The sequence below is a fragment of the Pseudomonas sp. AC252 genome (genome assembly GCF_979258105.1).
On the sequence record NZ_OZ409837.1, the window covers coordinates 382,945 to 406,364 of the forward strand.

Consider the following 23,420-nt stretch of genomic DNA (forward strand, 5'->3'; position numbering starts at 1 on the left):
CCCGTGGCACCCCGTTCAGATCCGGGGTGACACATTCAATCTCATCAATGCCGGTCAATCGCTGCGCGAGTGAACCCTGGCCATCGGTTGTCATGACGCAATCCTTGTTGTTGTGCGAGCCGCGAACGGCGACCCGGACAAAATAGGCTGCGGCTGTTCGGAATATCAAGCAGCGTCAAACAAAAAGCCTGTCATGGCAGATAGAGGCTGAACACCCCACCACCCAACGGCCCGCCGTTGCTGATTTCGGTGCGCCCTTCCACACCGTTGCGCTGGTGCAGCGCGGCGATGCGATTGGCGAAATACAGTCCCAGCCCAGTGCTGCCGCTGCTGTGATTGATGCCCTGGACATAATCGGCCTGACGCTCGAGCATCTGCGCCGGATAGCCGTCGCCATCGTCATTGATGCTCAGCACCAGTTGCCCGGCTTCGTCGCTGACGGTGATCAGCAGCGACTCGCGGGCGTAACGGATCGCATTGTTGATGCAGTTGCCGAGCACCGAAGCGATCAGCTCACGATCGAAGAAACCCAGCGGGCTCAACGGATCGACCTCATAAGTGGCGATGATGCCGCGACTGGCGAACACTTCCTGATGCGCGGCCAGTTGCGCCTCGATGAAATCGTCGAGTTCGTGATACGCCGGCTGCAGCGGCAACTGATTGACGCCGAGTTTGTACAGCCCGAGCAACTGCACCAGCATGCCATTGAGGTGGGCGAACTCGAAGTCGATCACGCCCTGCTCCGAGCCTTCGCGCAACTCTTTCGGCAAACGCGCCAGCCATTGGCTGTGCGCCTGCATCAGCATGGCCAGGGAGTTCTTCATGTCGTGGACGGTGGAGGCAATCACCGTGGAAAAATCCAGCGCCGGATCAATTGGGTTCATTCGCCAAACGCCTTGCTTTTCAGCTTCTGATAACGCGCAAACCGCGCGTCGGTGTCGGGCATCAGGCCCACCAGTTTCAGGCAGGCCCGACATTCTTCCAGCTCCGCCGACGGCACACTGGTGTCGGTGCCATGCAACAGCGACTGGGCCAGGTTCAGCGCAATACTGATGTTTTTCGGTTGCAGCTTGAGCGCCTTGCGGAACACCTCGCGGGCCTCGACCAGATTGCCGGTCTTGTACACGCGCACGCCCTGGCGGTTGAGATCGGCCGCGGCGTTACTCGAACTGAGAATGGTCGGATCGTCGGTGAGCTTGGCGATGTCTTTCATCACCGCCGGATCATCACCGTAGATCTCCGCGCAACTCTTGAGCATCGAAGTGCCCGCCTCGGCCTGACCGAGCATTTGCAACTGCTTGGCCACCAACAGCGCCGCCTCGGGGCTCATGAATTGTTCCATGCCATCGAGGCGCATCAGTGCTTGTTCGGTGAGCTTATCGGCGGTTTCAGCGTCGTTAAGCAACAGGCTGGTGGCTTTCATCAGCCGCGCACGAATCTGCAGGCCGGGGTCGCTTGGATTTTCTTTGGCCACGGCGCTGAGTGTGGTGTTGATCTCCAGCCGCGTGCGCGTGTCGAGACCGCGATCACTGCCCTTGCTGATCAGCGCGTGCGCCAGGCCGAGATTGCTTTCCGGGTCCTTGAAACGCGACTGCGCGCCCTGTGCTACTGCCTGGCGATAAGCACGCGAGGCGGTTTCGAAATCTTCGTTGGCCATCGCCAGTTTGCCGAGCAAGGCCTGACGACGCACTGCCAGCGGCGACAGGCGAATCGCTTCTTCCAGCACTCGCTGCGCGCCTTTGCTGTCGCCTTCGGCCACCAGCACATCAGCCATGCCGTCATACAGCGCCGGCATCATCGGGAAGACTTTCAGGGCTTTTTCATAAACTTCTTTGGCCTGCGAGACCTGCCCGCGTTTGAACAGCAACTTGCCCAATCCAGCGAAGGCCCATGGCAATGGGCGGTCGGCAATGATGCCGTCGTAGAGTCGCTCCAGCGCTTCGTTCTGGTTCATGTCGCGCAGGGCGTCGGCGCGGTAACGCAGGCACAGCGGCGAATAGCGGATGTCCTGTTTGCACAGCGCAATACAGGCATTGAGCACCTCGACCGGCTTACCGCGATCAAGGGCTTGCAGAATCGGTTTGAGCAACGTCTTGCGTTGTTCCAGACGCTCAAGGCGCTGGGCCAGTCCGGAACGGTTGAACGGCTTGGTCAGGTACGCATCCGGCTCATGCTCCAGCGCACTGAGCACCATCGCCTGACTGGTTTCGGCGGTGACCATGACGAAAACGGCTTCGTGGCTGATGAGCTTTTCCGACATCAGGTCTTCGAGCACCTGCTGGCCGTTCTTCTTGCCGTCGCCGAGGTGGAAGTCCTGAAGAATGAAATCATAGGACTTCTGCGAGCACATCTTCAGCGCCTGCTCGCCAGTGTCGGCAGTATCGACATCCTTGACGCCGAGCTCACGCAACATCGAACGCACGGAACTGCGGAAATCGGAAAAATCATCGACGATCAGAAAGCTTTTTGGTGATACGACGACATCGAGGATTTCCAGGCAATTGAAGAAAACGAACCGAGGCGATTTCAGGCGCGCAGATGATAGCTGGAGGCCATGCGCCATCAAGCGATTTCGCTGGAGTCTGAACTCACCGTTCGGGTTATCGGCCAAAAGTGCCGGGGCCTGAGGGTGGTGCTTCAAGAATGTTGCTTCGAGTATTACTCTGCGCGCCTGCTCAAGGATTTCCATAAGGACTGAATCGTGTACATCAAGGGACGCTACATCCTGTCGGCCTTTTTGCTGCTGTTTATCCAGCCAATGAGTGCGGCGGCAATGGACTGCACAAAAGCCGCGAACGACGTGGAAAACACGATTTGTGCGAACAAAACGCTGTATGAGCTGGACGCCCAGATGGGCACGCTGTATCGCCAACTGATGACAGCTGCCGCAGCGGCGCAACCGGAACTCAAGCGCACCCAGCGCGCCTGGCTGAAAAGCCGCAACACCTGCGCAGACGATGTCGCTTGCCTGGATGGCAGCTACCGCCAGCGCCTGCAAGCGTTGCAGGCACAATGGACGCAAGCCGCAATGTGGCAGCCGGACGCCGTGGACCTTCAGGCGATGAACGATCTGCAGGACAGCATTCGTGCCGAGAACAAAAGCCATCCGGAGTTTGCGCTGGAACATGCCTTGGCCGCGCGGGCTTTCGATGCATCCGAGACATCGTTCGCAGGCGATCCAGTCGACGACAGTTACGGCGAGCAAACCACTTTCCCCAAGTCGCGCCCCAAAGGCGTGAGCGAGGACGAATGGAAAGCATTGAACGCCTCACGCATTGAAGGCGCCGCCGAGACCGGACGGACTTCCTACGCACTGCTGGATCTGGACGATGATGGCCAACGCGACCTTATCGTCGACACATACTCAGGCGGCACTGGCCTGTTCACCTACGTGGAAACCTGGCACCGAACGGGCGAGCGCTTTGTCAAAAGATCGGTCGAGCCGGAAAGTTCGCTGTTCTACACCAACGACCGTGGCGCCAATCAGGCAGTCAGCTGGATCAGGCTTCACGACAGAATTTATGCCGCTTACCGAAACGGCACCTATGGTGTCGATAATCTGTACCTGCTCAATCCGCTGAAGATCAACCGTCAGGTACCGACGGTGTCCGTGCGTTACGCTTACTCCCTGCAAGTGCCAACCACGCAACATAAAGAAGACGACACCAGCACGTATGAGCTCGAAGCGGATTTGCACGCGGCACTCGACCACGCCATCACTCAAGCGATGAAAGCCGCCCCCGACTCAACCAATAACTCGCCCCTTTGCCCAATTCCTCCCACGGGTACCGGAGACGACGATTACTACAGCTACGGCCCAACGTACTATGCCATCGAAAAGATCACCGACCTGCCGGTGATGATTGGCGGCGAATGCTACATCGGGGCGCTGGTCAACTGGTTCGGCAGCTACAGCGAAAAGGCTGGGTTATTCGCCCAACTGGCCGTGCGCAAGCCGGGCGTCGAGGCCAGCGGGACTAGCTACGAAGTCTACGGCCGCCGGCATGTTACCGAGGTCAGCGGGAGCCTTGGCAAAGTCGAAATCAACGACGACTGACCACCGATCATCACACCGGCAAAATAATCGGCACGGTTGCCAATCGCCGGAGGTCAAAGACACAGACAGCACATTTGTCCTTCAAAAATGCAGGCAGATCCGCAAATGAGGTTTATTCTGCTCAATTACCTGCGCCCCCGGACGTCCGCGATACGCTTGTACCGCCACAAAAAAAGGCCGAAGTGATGACCTCGAAAACCCCTGCCTCGCCCTCTGCGCCCGAGCGCAAGGATGTGACCCCCAGCCACCTGAATTTCCCGGTGGTGGGCATCGGCGCCTCGGCGGGCGGCCTGCAAGCGATCAAGCTGTTTTTCGAGCATATGCCGAAGGACAGTGGCATGGCGTTCGTGATCATTCTGCATCTGTCGCCCGATCACCAAAGCATCGCCGACCAGATCATTCAGGAATCGACGCGCATGCCGGTGCTGCAAGTGACGCAGCCGGTGCCGATCGAAAAGAACTGTGTGTACGTGATCTCGCCAGCGCATTCGCTGTCGATGAACGACGGCTATCTGCGGGTCAGCACGGCCGGTTCGCCGCAGGCGCGCCACACGGCCATCGACCTGTTCTTTCGCGATCTGGCCGATGTGCACCGTGAGCGGGCGTTCTGCGTGGTGCTGTCAGGCACCGGTTCCGATGGTGCGGTGGGTTTGTCGCGAATCAAGGAACAGGGCGGCGTGACGCTGGTGCAAGTGCCGGAAGACGCCGAGTTCGACAGCATGCCGCGCGCCGCCATCGAGACGCGCATGGTCGATCTGGTGCTGCCAGTGGTCGAGATGCCGCAGAAACTGATGGAGCTCTGGCGCAACTCCCAGAACATCAAATTACCCAGCGCCAATGATCCCGACTTGAAAGCCTTGAAGCCTGCAAACGAACACGAGGCGTCGATCGCCGAACAACGCCTGCATGAAATCCTGTTGTACCTGCGCAGCAGCACCGGTCACGATTTCAAACACTACAAGCGCGCCACCGTGCTGCGCCGCATCGAGCGGCGCATGCAGGTCAACAGCCAGTCTGACCTCAGCGCTTACTACAACTACCTGCAAAATACCCCGGAAGAAGCCAAGGCCTTGCTCGGCGACATGCTGATCGGCGTGACCAACTTCTTCCGTGACCGCGAAGCCTTCGAAGCCCTTGAGCGCGATGTGCTGCCGCAACTGGTGCAATCGGTTGCCGACTCGTCGGAAAAAGAAGAACTGCGCATCTGGTCTGCCGGTTGCTCGACCGGCGAGGAAGCCTACAGCCTGGCGATCCTGCTCGACGATCAGATGCAGGTACAAAGCAGCAAGGCCAATCTGCAAGTGTTCGCCACCGATATCGACGAACGTGCGATCACCACCGGCCGCGCCGGCACCTACCCGCAAGCCATCGTTACCGACGTACCGCCAACCCGCTTGCGACATTATTTCGTCAAGGACAATGAGCATTACCGGATTCGCAAGGAAATCCGCGAGAAAGTTCTGTTCGCCAAGCACAGCCTGTTGTCCGACCCGCCGTTCTCGCAGATCGACCTGATCGTTTGCCGCAATCTGCTGATTTACCTGGATCGCGAGGTGCAGCGGGAAATCCTGCAGATGTTCCACTTTGCCCTGCGACCGGGCGGTTTCCTGTTTCTCGGCACCTCTGAAAGCGCCGATGCCTGCCATGAATTGTTCGCGCCAGTGGACAAGCGCAACCGCATCTTCCGCGCCAAGACCGGTACCCCGAACAGCCGCCGCACCCCGACCATGCCACGTGGCGGTTACATGCGCACCAGCGTTTCCCGACCGCCATCGAAAGCCATCGAGCCCGTCAAGCTGTCGTTTGCCGATATCCACCGCCGCGCCATAGAACGCTTCGCCCCGCCGAGCATCATCGTCGACACCAATGCCGATATTCTTCACATGAGCGAAGCCGCCGGGCGTTTCCTGCGGCATGTCGGCGGCGAGCTGTCACGCAACTTGCTGACGCTGATCCTGCCGGAACTGCGCCTGGAAATTCGCACGACACTGTTCCAGGTGCAGCAAAGCAACCTCACCGTGCGCTCGCGTGAAGTGCTGCTCAAGCGCGAGGAGCGCCAGTACCGCATCACGCTGATTGCGCAGCCGTACAAGGACGACGACTTCGACAGCGAGTGCGTGCTGGTGACCTTCGATGAAACGGAGATCGACGCGCACGAGCAGGCGCTGACCACGGTGCTGCAGACTGAAAGCCAAGTGCTCTCGAACCTGGAACGTGAGCTGCAACGCACCAAATTGCATTTGCAGGACACCATCGAACAGTCGGAAATCTCCAGCGAAGAGCTCAAGGCTTCCAACGAGGAGATGCAGGCGATCAACGAAGAATTGCGCTCGGCCACCGAAGAGCTCGAGACCAGCAAGGAAGAGTTGCAGTCGATCAATGAAGAGCTGTTGACGGTCAATTACGAGCTGAAGACCAAAGTCGAGGAAACCGACAAGATCAACGATTATCTGACCAACCTGATCGCTTCAACTGACATTGCTACGGTGTTCGTCGATCGCAGCATGCGCATCAAATGGTTCACGCCGCGCGCCACCGACATCTTCAGCATGCTGCCGGTAGACACCGGCCGTTCGCTGCTGGATATCACCCATCGCTTGAATTACCCGGACATGGCCCAGGACGCTGCGCAGGTATTTGAATCGCTGAATATGATCGAACGCGAGGTTAACAGCACCGATAATCGCTGGTACATCGCCCGGCTATTGCCTTATCGCTCCAGCGAAGACCATATCGACGGCACGGTGCTGACCTTCATCGACATCAGCAAGCGCCGCGAAGCCGAGGAAGAGCTGCGCCTGGGCGAAGAACGCATGCGCCTGGTCGCCGAAAGCACCCGCGATTACGCAATCATCATTCTCGACGAGATGGGCGTGATCACCAGTTGGAACAAGGGTGCCGAGCTGATCTTCGGCCACACCAAGAGCGAGGCCGAGGGGCAGTTTTACGATTTCATTTTTACCGGTGAAGACCGCAACGCCGGTATGGCCGAAAACGAACTGGCGACGGCTCGTCAGCACGGACGCGCTCAGGACGAGCGCTGGCACATACGCAAGGATGGCAGCCGGTTTTTCTGCAGCGGCGAAGTCACGTTGCTCAGCGGCGATCACCTGCAGGGTTATGTGAAAATCGCTCGCGATCTGACCGGGCATAAACGCGCGCAGGACGAGCAAAGCCAGGAACTGGCCCAGACACGCAACACGGTGTCGTTGCGCGACGAATTCTTTGCGGTCATGTCCCACGAACTCAAGCATCCCTTGAATCTGATTCAGCTCAACGCCGAACTGCTGCGTCGCCTGCCGATGATCCGTACTGCCGGCCCGGCGACCAAAGCGGTCAATACCATCTGCGATGCGGTCAACAGCCAGGCGCGGATCATCGACGACTTGCTCGACGTGGCTCGCGTACGCACCGGCAAGCTCAAGCTGCAACTGGCCCGCGTCGACCTGAGCGCTGTGCTGCGTGACATCCACACGGTCGTGCTGAATGAACAGCATGCAACGCACATCGACCTGCAACTGCCCGAAGAGTCGCTGTTCATCCATGCCGATCCAACCCGCGTCGAGCAGATCATCTGGAACCTGGTGAACAACGCGCTGAAATTCACCCCACCGACCGGACGCATCGAATTGATTGCCAGCAAGAGTGGGCAAATGGCTCAACTCAACGTCAAGGACAACGGCGTCGGCATCGCAGCGGAAAACCTCGAACACGTGTTCGACCTGTTTGGCCAAGCGGAAAAACAGCACACCAATCATCAACGCGAAGGGCTCGGCATTGGCTTGTCGCTGGTACGGCAACTGACCGAGGCGCAACACGGCACCGTACGGGTTGCCTCACCGGGGCTGGGCGCCGGATGTACGTTCACCGTATGCCTGCCGCTAGCCATCGAAACCGTGGAAACCTCCGAGCAGCCGCCGGCAGAACCGGAATCGGGCAAGCTGGTGGGCTTGAGCATTCTGCTGGTCGATGACTCGCCGCAAGTGCTGGAGACCTTGAAAATGCTGCTCGAAATGGAAGATGCCGAAGTGACCGCGTTCGACCATCCCGTGGCAGCGCTGAAAGCTGCCGAGGGTACGCGCTTCGATCTGATCATTTCCGACCTTGGCATGCCGGTCATGAGCGGGTACGAACTGATGGCTGCACTGCGCAAGCTGCCGCTGGTGAAAAACGTACCGGCGATCGCCCTCACCGGTTATGGCACTCAGAGCGACATGCAGAAGTCCCGTGAAGCCGGGTTCGATCAGCATCTGGGCAAACCGGTGGCGTACGACGACCTGATTGAAACCATCGAGGCGTTGCGCCGCTCAGAGTTGCTGTAACGGCGCTCAGCACAAATAAGCGCGTTGCACGCAGACCCGACGATCGATCGCCTGCTGCAAACGCGCCTTGCTCTCGGCCCAGAGGCCAGGATCGACGCGCGTGCGGCGCATCAACTCAAGCACGACGGCTTTGGCTTCCAGGTATTCCGACCAGGCGTCGGCAGCCTTGAGCTTGAGCCGCTCGGTTTCGCTCATGTCCATCCGGCGCAGGGCCAGCGCCAATGGGTCGGTGACCACCGGACTCAAGACGCACTGAACCCGGTGCGGTGAAATGAACCCCTGGTAGTCGAGCAAGATCTCCCGTGCGCGCCGGGTCCCCCACTTCAAGGCCACCTCGCAGGATTGCGAGGTTTCACGATCGTGAAACTCCTCACTGAGCGCCCGCCCGTCCTCCAGGTAAACCCCGACAAACACCTGTGTCACGCCGCGTGTGTTGATCCGCGCCTGCACTTCGATCTGCAAGCCGTCGCTCAAGACTTCTTCATGGCTGTACAGCGCTAAACGGCTGTTGCTCCAAAACCAATACTGGGCACCCCGACGTCTCACCATGGCTCTCCTCCCCCGCGAGTCGGAAATTAAGGCACAGAATCGGCGGATCGCCAGGACAACTCGTCAGCTGACACAAACGCAAAAAGCCCCGTGGCACGGATAGATGCGACGGGGCTTTTCGGTGTTGAAGAGGTGGTGTCCCAGGCGGGGTTCGAACCTGCAACCTTCCCCTTAGGAGGGGGATGCTCTATCCAATTGAGCTACTGAGACACTGATTGTCGCGCGCTGGACGCGGCACGACAGACGGCGTGCATGTTAACGGCCAGCCCCTGTTTTGTCATGTCGTCCGTAGGGCTTTTTAAGTGTAGGCAAGCGCCCCGCAAGATTGCGGGAACTTTTACCGGGCAAATTGCACTGCGCGAAAATGCAGTCATTGCAGATTGCAATCAGCGCTTCGCGAAAAACCTTACCAAACCCTTGTTTTTAAAGGACTTATCACCCGTTACACTGTTGGCACGGCGACTGCTATGCCTGTTCTATCAAAAAGAACAATTTGGAGCGTCGTGCCATGAACAGCACCCTCTTGCTTGCAAACGCAGCGGCTCTGGCTTTCTTGCTCGGATCACATTTTTTTCCCAAGGCTGACATTGAGCAGCCAGTAGCGCAGCGCATGCCGCATTACCTGCAGGTGCAGAAAGCGCCGCAGTGGGCAGTGTTGAGTGACCGCAGCGACGCTTCTACGCAAATGGTCAGCGAGCCTGAGCAAGCCTCGGCGCCGACCACCGAACGTCTGGTTTTTGAAATATCTTCAGGAGTAGAACATGTCCAAATCGGCGACAGGATTTCTCATCCTCGCTTTACTGAGTGGCGTTACCCACCTGGCGCTGTTCGAGGAGACGGAAGTCACCTTGCCTCTGGTTGGCTGTGGCGTATTTGCAGTGCTGTTTGTGCTGGCGCTGATCGCCGGGCGCAAGATCAAGTTCGATCCGGTCCTGCGTTGAGTTGAACCCATTCCAGTAACGCGGCGACAGCGACGGCAAGGTCGGCAGAATTATCGATCTGGTGAACGGGGCTGTCGCTGGATCTTCGGTCTTTGAACAACGCGTTGCGAGCCAGCCTCGCATCGATCTGCTCAGGGGTTTCCCGGCCACGCTTGAGCAAGCGCTTGCGCAGGACCTCGTCTTTGACGGTCAGCAGGATCGGCACAAGGGTCGGATAAAACTCCATCGCCTGGCGCAGGTTCGCTCTCGAACCATTCACCAGCACATGCCGCCCGCTTCGCAACCATTCATCCATTTCTTTGGTAATACCGTAAGACAGGCCGTTGGCTTGCCAAGCCAAGGAAAAGGCCCCGGCGCGCTGTCGCCGGTCGAACTCTTCAGGCGTCACGCCGATTGCATCTTCGCCAACGGACTCCGCTGATCGGGTAATCACCCGGCGCATTACTTCACAGTTCAACGCTCGCAATGGCTCTCGCGCTGCCTCGATCAGGCTGTCCTTGCCCGAACCGGACGGCCCCATCAGGTAAAAAAGCTTGCCATCCATCCTGTAAACGCCCTCCGACAGGTTCTGCCTCTAGTAAATCGGCAAATTGCCACTATCCTGTACAGACAGGGATCAAGAATAGCGAGCTGCATAGCATGCACGTTCTGGCGTCTTCGGACATCAACAGATGTGCATTCGAAAGCGGGCAGCGATACGGACGAATGGAAAGTTTTCCAACCAGTCCGCATTTCTGACAACTGGTGCTGGCATTACGCCTTTACCCGGCTCAATATTTGTCACAGAATTGACGCCAATGATCTGGCAATTTTGAGGCATGATGCCGGCCTCTTAACAATTCAGGTTGAACCAATTGGTCCGGATGCTTGTCCTACCACACATCCTGCGGCCAATCCCGAGAACCGCTCCCCTGAACTAACCGGTTAAATATATGCGCCCATTGAAACAGGCAATTTATTCCAGCCGTACGGCTGACAAGTTTGTCGTACGTCTGCCAGACGGAATGCGTGAACGCATTGCCGAGGTGGCTCGCAATCATCATCGCAGCATGAACTCCGAGATCATTGCGCGCCTTGAGCAGAGTCTTATTCAGGAAGGCGCACTGGGCGAAGAGCTGAGCATGCGCCTGGACAGCCCGGAGCTGTCGCTGCACGAGCGCGAGCTGTTGCAACGCTTCCGTCAGCTGTCGCACCGTCAGCAGAACGCCCTTGTGTCGCTGATCGCCCACGACGCCGAGATGGCCGCAGACGCGTCCTGAGCTATACCGAACATATTGAAGCCAGCATGATTGCTGGCTTTTTTTGCCTCGGTTTTCGAGATTTCGCAGGCGCAAAAAAAGCCCGTCAATTTGACGGGCTTTTCATTCACTACAGATCAGAGCAGGAAGATTGTCGCCAGCCCGAGGAAGATGAAGAACCCCCCGCTGTCGGTCATCGCAGTGATCATGACGCTGGCGCCCATCGCCGGATCGCGGCCCATTTTGGCCAGCGTCATCGGAATCAACACGCCCATCAATGCCGCCAGTAACAGATTGAGCGTCATTGCTGCCGTCATCACTACGCCAAGCGACCAACTGCCGTAAAGCATGTACGCGACCACGCCGATTACCCCGCCCCAGACCAGACCGTTGATCAAACCAACCGCCAGCTCTTTGCGCATCAATCGCGAGGTGTTGCCGGTGCTGACCTGATCCAGCGCCATGGCGCGCACGATCATGGTGATGGTCTGGTTGCCGGAGTTGCCGCCGATACCGGCGACGATCGGCATGAGTGCCGCCAGCGCCACCAGTTTCTCGATCGAGCCCTCAAACAGACCGATCACCCGCGATGCCACAAATGCAGTGATCAGGTTCACCGCCAGCCATGCCCAACGGTTACGCAGGGATTTCCACACCGAGGCGAAGATGTCTTCCTCTTCGCGCAGACCGGCCATGTTGAGGACTTCGCTTTCGCTTTCCTCACGAATCAGGTCGACCATTTCGTCGATGGTCAGACGGCCGATCAGTTTGCCGTTCTTGTCGACCACCGGCGCCGAGATCAAGTCGTAACGCTCGAATGCCTGAGCAGCGTCGTAAGCGTCTTCATCCGGGTGGAAACTCACCGGATCGCTGGCCATTACTTCGGCGACCTGTTTTTCCGGATCGTTGACCAGCAGACGCTTGATCGGCAACACGCCCTTGAGCACGCCGTCGTAATCGACCACGAACAGTTTGTCGGTGTGACCGGGAAGCTCTTTGAGGCGACGCAGATAGCGCAGAACCACTTCAAGGCTGACGTCCTCACGGATCGTCACCATCTCGAAGTCCATCAGCGCACCGACCTGATCCTCGTCGTAGGAAAGAGCCGAGCGCACGCGTTCGCGCTGCTGGTTATCCAGACTCTCCATCAACTCATGGACGACGTCTCGCGGCAGCTCGGAGGCCAGGTCAGCGAGTTCGTCGGCGTCCATGTCCTTGGCCGCAGCCAGGAGCTCGTGATCGTCCATGTCGGCGATCAGCGTTTCACGGACGGAATCGGATACTTCGAGAAGAATGTCGCCGTCGCGGTCGGCCTTGACCAGTTGCCAGAGCGTCAGACGATCGTCCAGCGGCAAGGCTTCGAGAATGTAGGCGACGTCGGCGGAGTGCAGGTCATCGAGCTTGCGTTGCAGCTCGACGAGATTTTGCCGGTGAACCAGGTTTTCCACGCGGTCGTGGTGCGGACCTTCCTGGCGATGAGTCAGGTCTTCAACGACACGCTGGCGCTGCAGCAGCTCGACGACCTGAGCCAGACGGTCCTGCAGGCTTTCCTGTGTTTTCTTTACTTCGATTTCGGACATAGGCGAACTCCACTCCCAGCAGCGGGGCACGCCGGAAGGATCAATCAGTCAATTCATGATTGGTGAAACGGTTTACTGAACAACTACTGGGTAAGTCCATGGAGGTATTCCATAAGCCCCGGCGGGGCTGACGGGCGCAATGATACACGCCCGACGGTTTAAAACGTTGAAAAAATCACGGCTGAAACAAGCGCTTGCGAAACAAACCTGAGCGCTTGCGTGATCCGTGCAAATGCGACGACTCATCTTGAAAAGAAAACACACCGACATTGCAAAAAGCAGCGACTACCCTTGAGCGTAGATCGTCACGGAGGACATCGAATGCCATCAAAACCCGCGCTTTTTCTATTGACCGCCCTGCTCCCCGTCATCTCATCCAAAGCCGCCACGCTTCATCGTTGCGAGGCCGCTGACGGCAGCGTCACCTTCACATCGATGAGCTGCGCAATGGGTGAGCAACTCTCGGTTCAGGAGGTTCATCCCTATTCTCCCGGCTGGGTCGCAATCATGCCGGAGTTCAATCACGAAGCTGTGACAGGCATGAACGACCGCGGCCGCGAACCGGGCATCGTCGGCGGCGCCGAACACAAATGTGGAAACCAGATCGATAACAGGCAGCGGCGCGACGCAATCATCAACCGGCGGGTGATTGCCGGCATGAGCCAGCGGGACGTCGAAAGCGCACTGGGCAAGCCGGACAAGATCAACACGCGCACATCGACCACGAGCTATCGTTACGACCTCAAGCGAGGCCGCAGTGCTCAAATTGATTTTGATGAAAGGGGTTGTGTGAAGGGAAAAGCCAAATCCCGGACAGCAAAAAGCCCGCGTTAAACGCGGGCTTTTTGGTATATGGTGCACTCGACAGGATTCGAACCTGTGACCGCTCGGTTCGTAGCCGAGTACTCTATCCAGCTGAGCTACGAGTGCATTTTGTGTTTTTAAACCAGACCACAACTGGCTGAAGCCGAGTTACTCACCTTACAGCAAATAACTCTTAAATGGTGCACTCGACAGGATTCGAACCTGTGACCGCTCGGTTCGTAGCCGAGTACTCTATCCAGCTGAGCTACGAGTGCATTTGTTGCCGCGCATTATAGGCCGTCTAATCTCTATGTCAAACACTTTTTCTAGTAATTTCAACAACTTACAGAAGAAGCCAGATTACGACGTACTAAGCAAATAATGGCGGAGAACGGGGGATTCGAACCCCCGACACCCTTTTGAGGTGTACTCCCTTAGCAGGGGAGCGCCTTCGGCCACTCGGCCAGCTCTCCGCAACACGGGGCGTATATTAACCAGCTTCTTCCCCGTTTGCAAACATAAAAATCGATAAAAATTAATGGCTTGGTTCTTCGTCCTTCTCTTTCTTTATACGCAGGTAAATTTCCTCACGGTGCACCGCAACCTCTTTCGGAGCGTTGACGCCGATACGCACCTGGTTTCCTTTGACGCCGAGCACGGTCACGGTGATTTCGCCGTCACCGATAATCAGGCTTTCCGCGCACCGACGAGTCAGAATCAGCATACCTTTCTCCTTACGCCATTCATTTCAGGGACAACAGTCTGCAAAAAAAGGCACCCGACCTACAACCGCAGCGATCGTAGCCCTACATGCCTGAGTATTGACCAGCGCGAGCAAAAGAACAGTTCCGGGGCTCGCGCCATTCAAAAATAAAGGGCGCGGTCAGACCGCGCCCTTCACTGAAGCGGATTACTCGCCCTGACGGGCCGGAGCATCCAGTTCGAAAGCCGTGTGCAGCGCGCGCACGGCCAGTTCCAGGTATTTCTCTTCGATCACTACGGACACCTTGATTTCCGAAGTCGAGATCATCTGGATGTTGATGCTTTCCTTGGCCAGGGATTCGAACATGCGGCTGGCGACGCCTGCGTGGGAACGCATGCCGACGCCGACGATCGAGACCTTGGCAATCTTGGTGTCGCCAACGACTTCGCGGGCACCGATCTCGCGAGCGGTGTTTTCCAGCACGGTCTGTGCGGCCTGGTAGTCGTTGCGGTGCACCGTGAAGGTGAAGTCGGTGGTGTTATCGTGCGCGACGTTCTGCACGATCATGTCGACTTCGATGTTCGCGGCACTGATCGGGCCGAGAATCTTGAACGCCACACCCGGGGTGTCTGGCACGCCACGGATGGTCAGCTTGGCTTCATCGCGATTGAAAGCGATGCCGGAAATGATCGGCTGTTCCATGGTTTCCTCTTCATCAATAGTAATGAGGGTGCCCGGACCCTCCTTGAAGCTGTGCAGTACGCGCAGCGGAACGTTGTACTTGCCGGCGAATTCCACCGCACGGATCTGCAGGACCTTGGAACCTAGGCTGGCCATTTCCAGCATCTCTTCGAAGGTGATCTTGTCCAGACGCTGAGCGACCGGCACCACACGCGGGTCGGTGGTGTAGACACCGTCGACGTCGGTGTAGATCTGGCATTCATCGGCCTTCAAGGCAGCTGCCAGTGCCACGCCAGTGGTATCGGAACCGCCGCGACCGAGGGTGGTGATGTTGCCGTGCTCATCGACGCCCTGGAAACCGGCGACAACCACCACGCGACCGGCCTTCAGATCACCGCGAATCTTCTGGTCATCGATCTGCAAGATACGCGCTTTATTGTGTGCGCTGTCAGTCAGTATCCGCACCTGATTACCGGTGTACGACACCGCCGGCACACCGCGTTTGATCAGCGCCATGGCCAACAGGGCAATCGTCACCTGTTCACCGGTGGAAACGATCACGTCCAGCTCGCGCGGAACCGGTTGTGCCTCACCACTGATTTGCTTGGCCAGATCGATCAGACGGTTGGTTTCGCCGCTCATTGCAGACAGCACAACCACCAGGTCATCGCCGGCATCGCGGAATTTCTTAACCTTGTCGGCGACCTGCTCGATTCTCTCGACAGTGCCGACCGAGGTGCCTCCAAATTTCTGTACGATCAAAGCCATTTCAAAGCCGCCTCTGCCCATGAAGGGCGCCCAATAATCTTCCGAACAGTCGCCGGGCCCGCCACTAGACTGCAGGCCCGGCGAGCCGTCTTATAAAGCCTGCTCGACGAATGGAACGGTCAGCGCCAGTGCGCCATCCAGCGCAGCGGCATCGACACCGCCGCCCTGCGCCATGTCCGGACGACCACCGCCCTTCCCGCCCACTGCCGCAGCAGCCTGTTTCATCAAATCACCGGCTTTGAGTTGGCCAGTCAGGTCCTTGGTTACGCCTGCAACCAGTACGACCTTTTCCTCATGGACACCGCCGAGCAGGATCACTGCGCGGCCGAGTTTGTTTTTCAGCTGATCGACCAGCGCCAGCAGCGCCTTGCCATCCTGACCGTCCAGACGGGCGGCCAGCACCTTCACATCCTTGACGTCCACCGCCGAGGCCGACAGATCGTCGCCCGCCGCGCTGGCAGCCTTGGCCTGCAACTGCTCGAGTTGTTTCTCCAGCAGACGGTTGCGCTCCAGTACCGCCGAGAGCTTGTCGATCAGGTTGTCGCGGCTGCCCTTGACCAGGCTGGCCGCTTCCTTGAGTTGTTCTTCCGCCGCGTTCAAGTAGGCCAGCGCCGCAGCACCGGTGACTGCCTCGATACGACGCACGCCCGATGCCACACCGCCTTCGCTGATGATTTTCAGCAGGCCGATGTCGCCGGTACGGTTGGCGTGGATCCCGCCGCACAGTTCGACCGAGAAGTCGCCCATGCTCAGCACGCGCACGCTGTCGCCGTACTTCTCGCCGAACAGCGCCATGGCGCCTTTGTTCTTTGCGGTTTCGATATCGGTTTCTTCGGTTTCAACGGCGGAGTTCTTGCGAATCTCGGCGTTGACGATGTCTTCCAGCTGCTTGATCTGTTCTGGCTTGATCGCTTCGAAGTGGCTGAAGTCGAAACGCAAGCGCTGACTGTCGACCAACGAACCTTTCTGCTGCACATGCTCACCGAGCACCTGACGCAGCGCGGCGTGCAGCAAGTGCGTAGCCGAGTGGTTCAGCGCAGTGGCGTGACGCACTTCGGCGTCGACGTGGGTTTCCACCGGCGCGCCAATGGTCAGGCTGCCCGAGGCCAGCACACCGTGGTGCAGGAATGCGCCGCCGGTCTTGGTGGTGTCACGCACATCAAAGCGGCTGTTGCCGGCCTGAATGAAACCGCAGTCGCCGATCTGGCCACCGGATTCGGCGTAGAAAGGCGTCTGATTGAGCACGATCACGCCTTCCTGACCTTCGCTCAGCACGTCGACCGACTGACCATCCTTATAGATGGCAACGATTTTCGCCGAGCCGCTGGTGGCGGCGTAACCGGTGAATTCGGTGGCCACGTCAACCTTGACCAGAGTGTTGTAGTCCAGACCGAACGAACTCGCCGAACGCGCGCGCACACGCTGGGCTTCCATCTCGCGCTCGAAGCCGGCTTCGTCGACGGTCAGGCCGCGTTCGCGAGCGATGTCGGCGGTCAGGTCCATCGGGAAACCGTAGGTGTCGTAGAGTTTGAACACCACGTCGCCCGGCACCACGGTGCCTTTGAGCTCGGCCAGATCCTGCTCGAGGATTTTCAGGCCGTGCTCCAGGGTCTTGGAGAACTGCTCTTCTTCAGCCTTGAGCACGCGCTCGATATTGCTTTGCTGCTTCTGCAGTTCCGGGAAGGCTTCGCCCATCTCGGCGACCAGCGCCGCGACGATCTTGTAGAAGAAGCTGCCGGTAGCGCCGAGCTTGTTGCCGTGACGGCAGGCGCGACGGATGATCCGGCGCAGCACGTAACCGCGACCTTCGTTGGACGGCAGCACGCCATCGGCGATCAGGAAGCCGCAGGAACGGATGTGGTCGGAGACGACTTTGAGCGACGACTGATCGCCGTTTTCGCAGCCGATCGCTTCAGCCGAAGCCTTCAGCAGGTTCTTGAACAGGTCGATGTCGTAGTTGGAATTGACGTGCTGCATCACCGCACTGATCCGCTCCAGGCCCATGCCGGTGTCCACCGACGGCGCTGGCAACGGATGCAATACGCCATCGGCGGTGCGGTTGAACTGCATGAACACGTTGTTCCAGATTTCGATGTAGCGGTCGCCATCTTCTTCCGGCGAGCCCGGCGGGCCGCCCCAGATGTGCTCGCCGTGATCGTAGAAAATCTCGGTGCACGGGCCGCACGGGCCGGTATCGCCCATGGTCCAGAAGTTGTCGGACGCGTACGGTGCGCCCTTGTTGTCGCCGATGCGGATCATGCGCTCGGCTGGCACACCGATTTTCTGTGTCCAGATGTCATACGCTTCGTCGTCGGTGGCGTAGACGGTGACCCAGAGCTTTTCCTTCGGCAGCTTCAGCACGCCAGTGAGGAAGGTCCAGGCGAAGGTGATCGCGTCGTGCTTGAAGTAGTCGCCGAAGCTGAAGTTGCCGAGCATTTCGAAGAACGTGTGGTGACGCGCGGTATAACCGACGTTTTCCAGGTCACTGTTCTTGCCGCCGGCGCGCACGCATTTCTGGCTGCTGGTGGCACGGGTGTACGCACGTTTTTCCTGGCCCAGGAAGCAGTCCTTGAACTGGTTCATCCCCGCGTTGGTGAACAGCAGGGTTGGGTCGTTGCCCGGAATCAAAGAGCTGGAGGCTACACGGGTGTGGCCTTGCTCTTCGAAGAAGCGAAGGAAGGCTTCACGGATTTCTGCGCTTTTCATTAGGTTCTTCCACGGAGGCTGCGGCCAAAGGCCTGTTCGAAACGTCGTGAGACGAAGCGACGGCAAAGGGCCGCATTATATCGGCCCTGCGCGCGGGGTACAGCGTGTTTATACGATAGAAACGGTCAATTGGACGGCTAACGCTGTCACTTGCGTGAAAACTCGACGAATGTCGCGATCACTTGCTCGATTTGCGCCCGGCTAACGTCCATGTGCGTAACCATGCGCAAGCGCGCAGCGGCGCTGAGCCTGATCCCGCGTTCGCCGGCAAAGGCCTTGAGTGCTTGGGCTCTGTCGCCCATTTGCACATAAACCATGTTGGTTTGCACGGGTTCGACGACGAAACCGGCCTCACGCAGACCGTCGGCGAGCAACTGCGCGTTGTCATGGTCATCCGCCAGACGTTCGACGTGATGATCCAGTGCGTACAAGCCAGCCGCCGCGAGCAACCCGGCCTGACGCATGCCGCCGCCGACCATTTTGCGCAAACGCCGCGCCTTGTCGATCAACTGTTCGGATCCGCACAGCACCGAGCCGACCGGCGCGCCGAGGCCTTTGGACAGGCACACCGACACCGAATCGAAATGCTGGGTGATCTCCCGGGCATCGACGCCAAGCTTGACCGCCGCGTTGTACAGCCGCGCGCCGTCCAGGTGCAATTGCAGGCCGTGTTCCTGAGTAAAGCGTCGCGCGCGCGTTAGATATTCCAGCGGCAGCACTTTGCCCTGCATGGTGTTTTCCAGCGCCAGCAAACGGCTGCGGGCGAAATGGAAATCGTCCGGTTTGATCGCGGCGGCGACCTGATCCAGATCCAGTGAACCGTCGGCCTGCACTTCCAGCGGCTGCGGCTGGATCGAACCAAGCACCGCCGCCCCGCCACCTTCGTACTTATAGGTGTGCGCCTGCTGACCAACGATGTACTCGTCACCACGCTCGCAGTGCGCCATCAGGCCGAGCAGGTTGCTCATGGTCCCGGTCGGCACGAACAAAGCCGCGGCAAAGCCCAGGCGTTTGGCCAGCTCGGCCTCGAGGCGATTGACCGTCGGATCTTCACCGTACACATCGTCTCCGGTGTCCGCTGCGGTCATCGCCTCGAGCATGGCGGGAGTCGGTTGGGTGACGGTGTCGCTGCGAAGATCGATAACGCTCATGAATCTGGCCTCTGGTCAGCAGGGGAAATCCCGTTGTGAAGTAGGATTACTGCGGTCATCGCGCAGATTAATCAACCCTTGAAAGCGGAAAAATCCCATTCTTCCTCGAGAAGACAAAGCCCATGTAGGAGCGAGCCTGCTCGCGAAAGCGGAGTAACAGTCAGCATATTCGTTGAATGTGAAGCCGCTTTCGCGAGCGGGCTCGCTCCCACAGTGTCATGTGCATGGCCGGGAAATATGTGTTACAAACTTGCCGCCGCCGCCTATGGGCGGCGAAAACGTTCTCAGGGCGGGGTGCAATTCCCCACCGGCGGTAATTGCGCGCAACGCGCATAGCCCGCGAGCGCTTGGCGTTGCACACGACTTGAGTCGGGTGCGTCGGCAAGGTCAGCAGACCCGGTGTGATTCCGGGGCCGACGGTCATAGTCCGGATGAAGAGAGAACGGGATCGACGCCAAAGGGCCGTCCGCGTGCATTCGTGCCTGCGTTCGCACCCTTGCATCCCTTTCGATTCATAACGCCCTGTTTTTCACACAAACAGGAGTCAGAACATGCAACCCACCGCTATCGACAGCAAAAGCAAACACCCACAGGGCGAGCGCGTCGCGTTTATCCAGGCCTGCTGGCACAAGGAAATCGTCGACCAGAGCCGTAAAGGCTTCATCGCCGAAATGCTGGTGCAGGGTTATCAGGAATCGGACATCGATTTCTTCGAAGTCGGCGGCGCTTTTGAGATGCCGCTGCACGCCAAGCTGCTGGCCAAGTCCGGCCGTTACGCCGGCATCGTCGCCGCCGCCCTGGTGGTGGACGGCGGCATTTATCGCCACGAGTTCGTCGCGCAATCGGTGGTCAGCGGCCTGATGCAGGTGCAACTGGAAACCGAAGTGCCGGTGTTCTCGGTGTCGCTGACCCCGCATCACTTCCATTCGGGCGAAGAGCATCAGAAGTTCTTCTTCGAGCACTTTGTGCACAAGGGCCAGGAAGCAGCGCGGACTTGCGCGGATACGTTGCTGAAGATTCGCGCGTTGCGTCGAACCGAGCCGCGCGCTGTAGCGGTCTGATTCTCACATGATCGTTCCCACGCTCTGCGTGGGAATGCCTCAATGGACGCTCTGCGTCCGCTGTTGGGACGCGGAGCGTCCCGGGCTGCATTCCCACGCGGAGCGTGGGAACGATCACACACGGAATGCGGTGAAGTCAGGCAAGGTTTTCGTCTGTGGTCGGGACGATCAGGATGCCGGCGCGCAGGCCATTCTTGACCTTGGGGTTGGGGAAGATGATTCGTGCGCCCTGCTCTTCGATCACCCAACGGGTATTGGCCAGGTCTTCGGCCAGCACATAACCCGGTTCCAGCTCGGAAAAGTTCTCGATGTCCTGAGGCAGATTCAGGCGGAACGCATCGCTGTGCTTGATGATTTCCCGCGCCACGCTGAACAACTGCAAGCCGTCCAGCCCTTCTTCTGTCTCCGGCTCAGTGCCTTCGATGATCTGCTTCAGGCGGGTTTCCAGCAGTGAAACGTTAACGCCATCGTTCTGCCCGAACGGTCGCGCCTTGCCCAATTCCAAGGTAAAAGCCTCGGCGTCGAGCTTGTCGTAGGTATAAGAACTGAACACGATCGACGGTTTGTTCTGCAACAGCACCGCCTCCATGCCAGCAGCGCGCAGGCGCGCCAGTTCGCGACGGGAATGCTGGCGCCCTTCCTTCCACGGGTACAAGGCGAACTGTTCGATCTTCGACCCACGAATCGCGGTGTGCAGGTCGTAGTGCAGACGCTGGCGCTCGGGCTTGCTGAAGAAACTCGCCGCCAGCCGTTCCAGCTCGCAGGCGCGCAACGCTTCCGAGCCGCTGCTTTGTTCGTGGCGGCCGTTGAACAGCCGGTTGACGTCCTGCTCGACGAAACGCTCACCCTTGCGGATGGCTTCCGGGTTGCCGAACAGGAACAGAATGCGTGCGCGCGGCTTGAGATCGCCGCGTGCGATGTCGTGCAGCAGCCGATCGAGCAACTCGATCGGTGCGGTTTCATTACCGTGGATGCCTGCCGACAGCAGCAGGTCCAGGCCATTGTCGCGCGCTTCCGGGGGCCGCACTTCCAGCGCCCCTTCGCTCAACCAGCGCATGCGCACGCCTTCGACAGTCAGTTGAGTCTTCTCCGCCGGTTCGCGGCCGGCGAGGGTCAGTTCAAGCAGTTTGCCGAGGGCGAGCATAGAGCGATTTCCTTAATGGTCGTGGTTGCAATCCGGGCCGTGTACGTGATCCTCGTCAGCGCCGAGGTCAGCCGGTTCCATTTCCAGTTGCAGACTTACCAGATTAGTCGCCAATGGGCGCAGCAGCAGATTGGCGTACTCTTCGTCACCTTCCTCGACGTCGACGCCGATCAGCAGCTGGCCACGGCCGTCCTGCTGGATCCACAGCTCTTTGCCTTGCCACATGACCGCAACGCGGGTGCACGAGGTTTGCAGTTGCGTGCCGTCGGTGTCTTCAAGGATCAGCTGCAGGGAATCGCTCATGTTTTTACTCTCTTGGGGTGACACGCCGCGCGCCACGTTCAGGCAGCGCGCCGGCGATCAATTGATCTGGAAGGGATAAACCGCGCCCAGTTTAAGGATTTGCGTCAGTTCATCCAGTGCCGTCCGGCATTCAAGCAACAACTGCGGGTCCGCCAGGTCGGTTTCGCTCAGGCGGTCGCGGTAGTGCTTTTCAACCCATGCGGTCAACGAACCGTACAACGGGGCCGTCATGATAACCCCTGGGTTGACCGCTGACAGTTCGGTTTCATTCAGCGCCACACGCAGACGCAGGCATGCCGGGCCACCGCCGTTCTGCATGCTCTGCTTGAGATCGAAGACCTTCACTTCGCGGATCATTCCACCCGAGCTGGTCAGGCTTTGCAGATAAGCCCAGACACGTTCGTTGGCCTGGCATTCCTGCGGCACGATCAGCAGCATCGAACCATCGGCACGCGAAAGCAACTGGCTGTTGAACAGGTAGGAACGCACCGCATCATCGACGCTGACCGCCGAACGCGGCACACACACCGACTGGAAGTTGCCGCCGACCTTGGCCAGTTTGCCTTGCAGTTCGGCGAGCATCTTGTCGGTCTCGAGGAACGCGTCCTCGTGATAGAACAGCACTTCACCGTTGCCCACGGCGATCACGTCGTTGTGGAACACGCCCTGATCGATGACGTTGGGGTTTTGCTGGGCGTAGACCACGCCTTCGTCACGCAGACCGTGCAGACGCGCGACGGCTTGCGAGGCTTCGAGGGTCTGGCGCGCCGGGTATTTCTGCGGTGCCGGGAAACGATTGTCGAAGGCGCTGCGGCCGAATACGAAAAACTCGACGCCCGCTTCACCGTACTCACGGCAGAAACGCGTGTGGTTGGCCGCGCCTTCATCACCGAACTGCGCCACTGCCGGCAAAGCGGCGTGATGGGCGAAGTGCTGTTGATTGGCGAACATCGCACCGAGCACGCGGCTGGTGGTCGGGTGTTCGATGCTGCGGTGATATTTGCAATTGAGGTTGGCAGCGGTGAAGTGCACGCGGCCGTCAGCGGTGTCGGCACTTGGGCTGACCGTGGCGGCGTTGGCCACCCACATGCTCGACGCCGAGCAACTGGCGACCAGCAGCGGCATCGCTTCCTTGGCGGCGCGCTCGATCACTTGCGCGTCAGTACCGCTGAAGCCCAGACGGCGCAGCGCCGCCACATCAGGACGTTCCTGCGGAGCCAGCACGCCTTGCTGAAAGCCCATGTCCATCAGCGCTTTCATTTTGGCCAGACCTTGCAGCGCCGCTTCCTTCGGATTCGAGGATTGCTGACTGTTGCTCTGCGAGGCGACGTTGCCGTAGGACAGACCACCGTAGTTATGGGTCGGCCCCACTAGACCGTCAAAATTGACTTCATAGGATTTCATCAGCGAGG

17 protein-coding genes, 4 tRNA genes, 2 pseudogenes and 1 riboswitch are annotated in these 23,420 nt (G+C 58.9%); of the genes and pseudogenes, 7 read left to right on the forward strand and 16 right to left on the reverse strand.

Annotation, left to right across the window (positions count from 1 at the left end; translation table 11 throughout):
* Positions 1–191: 191 nt before the first annotated feature.
* Positions 192–884, reverse strand: a complete 693-nt coding sequence (locus ACZZZ4_RS01810) for a sensor histidine kinase (protein ID WP_262136700.1) — start codon at positions 882–884, stop codon at positions 192–194.
* Positions 881–2,484, reverse strand: a pseudogene (locus ACZZZ4_RS01815) (response regulator). Before ACZZZ4_RS01815 ends, ACZZZ4_RS01810 begins: the two are co-directional and overlap by 4 nt.
* Positions 2,485–2,701: 217 nt before the next feature.
* On the opposite strand from ACZZZ4_RS01815, the gene ACZZZ4_RS01820 reads away from it, so the two are divergent.
* Both ACZZZ4_RS01820 and ACZZZ4_RS01825 read left to right on the forward strand, forming a co-directional pair.
* Complete coding sequence (locus tag ACZZZ4_RS01820) at positions 2,702–4,057, forward strand: lysozyme inhibitor LprI family protein (RefSeq protein ID WP_463547120.1); 1,356 nt, start codon at positions 2,702–2,704, stop codon at positions 4,055–4,057.
* Positions 4,058–4,242: 185 nt separating this feature from the next.
* Positions 4,243–8,379 (forward strand): CheR family methyltransferase, encoded by a 4,137-nt coding sequence (locus ACZZZ4_RS01825; protein ID WP_463547121.1) that lies wholly within the window; start codon positions 4,243–4,245, stop codon positions 8,377–8,379.
* A gap of 6 nt (positions 8,380–8,385) precedes the next feature.
* Here ACZZZ4_RS01825 and ACZZZ4_RS01830 read toward each other — a convergent pair whose 3' ends face one another.
* Together ACZZZ4_RS01830 and ACZZZ4_RS01835 are read right to left on the reverse strand one after the other, a co-directional pair.
* A complete protein-coding gene (locus ACZZZ4_RS01830; protein ID WP_129997702.1) occupies positions 8,386–8,925 on the reverse strand; it encodes a hypothetical protein in 540 nt (179 codons plus the stop codon).
* Positions 8,926–9,061: 136 nt separating this feature from the next.
* A tRNA-Arg gene (locus tag ACZZZ4_RS01835) sits at positions 9,062–9,138 on the reverse strand.
* Positions 9,139–9,436: 298 nt separating this feature from the next.
* Between ACZZZ4_RS01835 and ACZZZ4_RS01840 the strand changes: the two are divergent.
* Both ACZZZ4_RS01840 and ACZZZ4_RS01845 read left to right on the forward strand, forming a co-directional pair.
* Positions 9,437–9,667, forward strand: a pseudogene (locus ACZZZ4_RS01840) (hypothetical protein); the annotation flags it as partial.
* Between the two features lie 22 nt (positions 9,668–9,689).
* Positions 9,690–9,869, forward strand: a complete 180-nt coding sequence (locus tag ACZZZ4_RS01845; protein ID WP_016773599.1) for a PA3371 family protein — start codon at positions 9,690–9,692, stop codon at positions 9,867–9,869.
* Here the strand turns inward: ACZZZ4_RS01845 and phnN are convergent.
* Positions 9,844–10,413 carry a phosphonate metabolism protein/1,5-bisphosphokinase (PRPP-forming) PhnN gene (gene phnN, locus ACZZZ4_RS01850; RefSeq protein ID WP_463547122.1) on the reverse strand — a complete coding sequence of 190 codons (570 nt, stop codon included), beginning with the start codon at positions 10,411–10,413 and terminating at the stop codon, positions 9,844–9,846. The two genes, ACZZZ4_RS01845 and phnN, sit on opposite strands and share 26 nt — an antisense overlap.
* A 388-nt stretch (positions 10,414–10,801) precedes the next feature.
* Here phnN and ACZZZ4_RS01855 point away from each other — a divergent pair, with 388 nt between their 5' ends.
* The gene (locus ACZZZ4_RS01855; protein ID WP_003178899.1) at positions 10,802–11,128 is read left to right on the forward strand and encodes an Arc family DNA-binding protein; all 327 of its coding nucleotides are present in this window, start codon (positions 10,802–10,804) and stop codon (positions 11,126–11,128) included.
* Between the two features lie 116 nt (positions 11,129–11,244).
* Here the strand turns inward: ACZZZ4_RS01855 and mgtE are convergent, their stop codons facing one another.
* Positions 11,245–12,687, reverse strand: coding sequence for a magnesium transporter (gene mgtE / locus ACZZZ4_RS01860; RefSeq protein ID WP_016773597.1), 1,443 nt, complete (start codon positions 12,685–12,687; stop codon positions 11,245–11,247).
* Positions 12,688–13,008: 321 nt separating this feature from the next.
* Here mgtE and ACZZZ4_RS01865 point away from each other — a divergent pair, with 321 nt between their 5' ends.
* Positions 13,009–13,521: a cell envelope protein SmpA gene (locus ACZZZ4_RS01865; RefSeq protein WP_463547123.1), complete on the forward strand. Its 513-nt coding sequence runs from the start codon at positions 13,009–13,011 to the stop codon at positions 13,519–13,521.
* Positions 13,522–13,540: 19 nt separating this feature from the next.
* Here the strand turns inward: ACZZZ4_RS01865 and ACZZZ4_RS01870 are convergent.
* The 7 genes from ACZZZ4_RS01870 to ltaE all read right to left on the reverse strand — a co-directional run bounded on the left by ACZZZ4_RS01870 (position 13,541) and on the right by ltaE (position 19,500).
* Positions 13,541–13,617: transfer RNA gene (locus tag ACZZZ4_RS01870), tRNA-Arg, on the reverse strand.
* 72 nt (positions 13,618–13,689) lie between these two features.
* Positions 13,690–13,766: transfer RNA gene (locus ACZZZ4_RS01875), tRNA-Arg, on the reverse strand.
* 107 nt (positions 13,767–13,873) lie between these two features.
* A tRNA-Ser gene (locus ACZZZ4_RS01880) sits at positions 13,874–13,964 on the reverse strand.
* A 62-nt stretch (positions 13,965–14,026) separates the two neighbouring features.
* A complete protein-coding gene (gene csrA, locus ACZZZ4_RS01885; RefSeq protein WP_002554426.1) occupies positions 14,027–14,215 on the reverse strand; it encodes a carbon storage regulator CsrA in 189 nt (62 codons plus the stop codon).
* Positions 14,216–14,401: 186 nt separating this feature from the next.
* On the reverse strand, positions 14,402–15,643 hold the full coding sequence (locus ACZZZ4_RS01890; protein WP_016773595.1) for an aspartate kinase: 1,242 nt from the start codon (positions 15,641–15,643) through the stop codon (positions 14,402–14,404).
* Positions 15,644–15,733: 90 nt separating this feature from the next.
* Positions 15,734–18,349 (reverse strand): alanine--tRNA ligase, encoded by a 2,616-nt coding sequence (gene alaS, locus ACZZZ4_RS01895; protein WP_039757942.1) that lies wholly within the window; start codon positions 18,347–18,349, stop codon positions 15,734–15,736.
* Between the two features lie 146 nt (positions 18,350–18,495).
* Positions 18,496–19,500, reverse strand: coding sequence for a low-specificity L-threonine aldolase (ltaE, locus tag ACZZZ4_RS01900; RefSeq protein ID WP_463547124.1), 1,005 nt, complete (start codon positions 19,498–19,500; stop codon positions 18,496–18,498).
* Between the two features lie 276 nt (positions 19,501–19,776).
* A riboswitch (FMN riboswitch) is annotated at positions 19,777–19,948 on the forward strand.
* A gap of 103 nt (positions 19,949–20,051) precedes the next feature.
* Here ltaE and ACZZZ4_RS01905 point away from each other — a divergent pair.
* On the forward strand, positions 20,052–20,561 hold the full coding sequence (locus tag ACZZZ4_RS01905; protein WP_039757946.1) for a 6,7-dimethyl-8-ribityllumazine synthase: 510 nt from the start codon (positions 20,052–20,054) through the stop codon (positions 20,559–20,561).
* A gap of 136 nt (positions 20,562–20,697) precedes the next feature.
* On the opposite strand, the gene astE is transcribed toward ACZZZ4_RS01905, so the two are convergent.
* Genes astE through astB form a run of 3 tightly spaced genes read right to left on the reverse strand, consistent with a single transcriptional unit; the run spans position 20,698 to position 23,412 of the window.
* The gene (gene astE / locus ACZZZ4_RS01910) at positions 20,698–21,705 is read right to left on the reverse strand and encodes a succinylglutamate desuccinylase (protein ID WP_463547125.1); all 1,008 of its coding nucleotides are present in this window, start codon (positions 21,703–21,705) and stop codon (positions 20,698–20,700) included.
* A 12-nt stretch (positions 21,706–21,717) separates the two neighbouring features.
* Positions 21,718–22,008, reverse strand: a complete 291-nt coding sequence (locus ACZZZ4_RS01915; RefSeq protein WP_016773591.1) for a hypothetical protein — start codon at positions 22,006–22,008, stop codon at positions 21,718–21,720.
* A gap of 57 nt (positions 22,009–22,065) precedes the next feature.
* Positions 22,066–23,412 (reverse strand): N-succinylarginine dihydrolase, encoded by a 1,347-nt coding sequence (gene astB / locus ACZZZ4_RS01920; protein ID WP_463547126.1) that lies wholly within the window; start codon positions 23,410–23,412, stop codon positions 22,066–22,068.
* Positions 23,413–23,420: the final 8 nt, after the last annotated feature.

Coding starts and splice junctions, on each gene's coding strand:
- phnN (WP_463547122.1), bottom strand. CDS start 10,413: ATGGATGGCAAGCTTTTTTACCTGATGGGGCCGTCCGGTTCGGGCAAG.
- astE (WP_463547125.1), bottom strand. CDS start 21,705: ATGCTCGCCCTCGGCAAACTGCTTGAACTGACCCTCGCCGGCCGCGAA.
- alaS (WP_039757942.1), bottom strand. CDS start 18,349: ATGAAAAGCGCAGAAATCCGTGAAGCCTTCCTTCGCTTCTTCGAAGAG.
- astB (WP_463547126.1), bottom strand. CDS start 23,412: ATGAAATCCTATGAAGTCAATTTTGACGGTCTAGTGGGGCCGACCCAT.
- csrA (WP_002554426.1), bottom strand. CDS start 14,215: ATGCTGATTCTGACTCGTCGGTGCGCGGAAAGCCTGATTATCGGTGAC.
- mgtE (WP_016773597.1), bottom strand. CDS start 12,687: ATGTCCGAAATCGAAGTAAAGAAAACACAGGAAAGCCTGCAGGACCGT.
- ACZZZ4_RS01905 (WP_039757946.1), top strand. CDS start 20,052: ATGCAACCCACCGCTATCGACAGCAAAAGCAAACACCCACAGGGCGAG.
- ACZZZ4_RS01890 (WP_016773595.1), bottom strand. CDS start 15,643: ATGGCTTTGATCGTACAGAAATTTGGAGGCACCTCGGTCGGCACTGTC.
- ACZZZ4_RS01845 (WP_016773599.1), top strand. CDS start 9,690: ATGTCCAAATCGGCGACAGGATTTCTCATCCTCGCTTTACTGAGTGGC.
- ACZZZ4_RS01915 (WP_016773591.1), bottom strand. CDS start 22,008: ATGAGCGATTCCCTGCAGCTGATCCTTGAAGACACCGACGGCACGCAA.
- ACZZZ4_RS01855 (WP_003178899.1), top strand. CDS start 10,802: ATGCGCCCATTGAAACAGGCAATTTATTCCAGCCGTACGGCTGACAAG.
- ACZZZ4_RS01810 (WP_262136700.1), bottom strand. CDS start 884: ATGAACCCAATTGATCCGGCGCTGGATTTTTCCACGGTGATTGCCTCC.
- ACZZZ4_RS01865 (WP_463547123.1), top strand. CDS start 13,009: ATGCCATCAAAACCCGCGCTTTTTCTATTGACCGCCCTGCTCCCCGTC.
- ltaE (WP_463547124.1), bottom strand. CDS start 19,500: ATGAGCGTTATCGATCTTCGCAGCGACACCGTCACCCAACCGACTCCC.
- ACZZZ4_RS01825 (WP_463547121.1), top strand. CDS start 4,243: ATGACCTCGAAAACCCCTGCCTCGCCCTCTGCGCCCGAGCGCAAGGAT.